This is a genomic window from Kitasatospora sp. MY 5-36 (genome assembly GCF_001182915.1).
Lineage (GTDB): Bacteria > Actinomycetota > Actinomycetes > Streptomycetales > Streptomycetaceae > Kitasatospora.
In genome coordinates this window covers 1-1,525 of the sequence record NZ_LFVW01001173.1, presented here as the reverse complement: position 1 = coordinate 1,525, position 1,525 = coordinate 1, and the positions used below count along the sequence as shown (strand labels likewise).

Annotated in this window: 1 protein-coding gene; it reads left to right on the top strand. The window is 77.0% G+C overall.

From position 1 onward, the window contains the following. A partial coding sequence (gene tmk, locus AE652_RS41145) for a dTMP kinase (RefSeq protein WP_049661085.1) occupies positions 1-1,525 on the top strand: 1,525 nt, incomplete at both ends.

Here is a 1,525-nt window from a genome sequence, read left to right as displayed (position 1 = left end):
CGTCGCCGCGCTCGCGCTGCTGACCGCCGCCGAGCACCGCGCCGGGCCGATCGGCTACGGCCTGCTGGTGCTCGCCGCCGCCGGGACGCCCGCCCTGGGCACCCGGCTCACCCGGGCCACGCTGCCCTCGCTGTCCCGCCGCCGACTGCTCGCGCTGGCGCTGCTCACCCAGGGCGTCGCGCTGATCCTGGCCGGCCTGGTGCTCGACTTCGTGCTGGTCCTGCTGCTCACCGTGCTGGCCGGCCTGGCCGCCGGGATCGTGGTCTCGGCCGGGCGCACCCTGCTCGCCCAGGAGGTCGAGGAGGCCCGGCTGCCGAAGGTCACCGAGCACCTGTTCGCGGTGCTCCGGGCCGTGGTCGCCGCCGCGCTGGTCGTCGTCCCGCTGATCGCCGCCGCCTACGGGGACGTCGAGTACGGCACCGTCGAGCCCGGCTCCTTCACCTTCATCCACGGCGGCGCGGCCCTGGCCGTCGCCACCTCCGGGCTGCTCACCCTGGTGCTCGCCGCGGTCGTGCTGCTGCGCACCGACGACCGGCGCGGCACCGCGCCGTTCGTCCGGGACCTGGTGGACTCGGTGCGCGGCGCGGGCGGCCCGGTGCCGCACCAGGGTGCGGGCACCGGCTTCTTCATCGCCCTGGAGGGCGGCGACGGCGCCGGCAAGTCCACCCAGGCCCAGGCGCTCGCCGAGTGGATCCGCGGCAAGGGGCACGAGGTCGTGCTCACCCGCGAGCCCGGCGGCAGCCCGGTCGGCCAGCGGCTGCGCGGCCTCGTCCTGGACGTCGGCAACACCGGCCTGTCGCACCGCGCCGAGGCGCTGATCTACGCCGCCGACCGCGCCGAGCACGTCGAGAACGTCATCCGGCCGGCCCTCGCCCGCGGCGCCGTGGTCATCACCGACCGGTACATGGACTCCTCCATCGCCTACCAGGGCGCCGGGCGCGACCTGGCCGCGACCGAGGTCTCCCGGATCTCCCGCTGGGCCACCGGCGGGCTGCTGCCCGACCTGACCGTCGTCCTGGACGTCGACCCGACCAGGGCCCGCGAGCGCTTCACCGAGGCGCTGGACCGGCTGGAGTCCGAGCCCACCGAGTTCCACCAGCGGGTCCGGGCCGGCTTCCTCTCCCTCGCCGCCGCCGACCCGGCGCGCTACCTGGTCGTGGACGGCAGCCAGGCCCCCGACTTCGTCACCACCGCCATCCGGCACCGGCTCGACCGCGAGCTGCCGCTCTCCGAGCAGGAGAAGGCCGCCCGCGCCGAGCAGGAGAGGCTGGCCAAGGAGGAGGCCGAGCGCCGCGCCGCCGAGGAGGCCCGCAAGAAGGCCGAGGAGGAGGCCGCCGAGCGCAAGCGGCAGGAGGTGCTGGCGCAGCTGCGGGCCGAGCAGGCGGAGAAGGAGCGGCTGGCCAAGGAGGAGGCCGAGCGGGCCGCCGCCGAGGCCCGGCGCAAGGCCGAGGAGGAGGCGCGCCGACGGGCCGCGGAGGAGGCCGAGCGCCGCGCCGCGGAGGAGGCCAAGCTCCGCGCGGCCGAG